The following is a 388-nucleotide window of genomic DNA, read 5'->3' on the forward strand; positions in this document are numbered from 1 at the left end:
CAGCTGTATCTGTTCCTGCATTACCTGCAGGGTCAGTTGCTGTCACGGTAATGGTATGTGGACCATCTGTTAATGCAGGCAAGCTATTGTCTGCAAGGGTCCAGGTGCCGTCACCATTGTTGGTTGCTGGATAGTTCACACCATCCACAGTCACCACCACAGTCGCAGTCGGATCATTCACTGTACCCGTGAGTGCTGGAGTGCTGTCATTGGTGAGTACATCATCGAGGGCAACTACAGGTGCAGTAATGTCCGCAGACACTGTACCTGTTCCTGGCAATGAGGTATTGCCTGCAGGGTCAGTGGCTGTTGCTGTTACCGTTTGACCGTCAGTCAAGTCACCCGGGTTTGCTACTGACCATGTGCCGTCTGGTCCTGCAACCACAGT

The 388-nt window shown here is 52.8% G+C and carries 1 protein-coding gene; it reads right to left on the reverse strand.

The genetic code is table 11. From position 1 onward, the window contains the following. A partial coding sequence (locus FY048_RS18995) for an Ig-like domain-containing protein (RefSeq protein WP_446092175.1) occupies window positions 1-388 on the reverse strand: 388 nt, incomplete at both ends.

Source organism: Acinetobacter sp. 1124_18A (genome assembly GCF_052824995.1).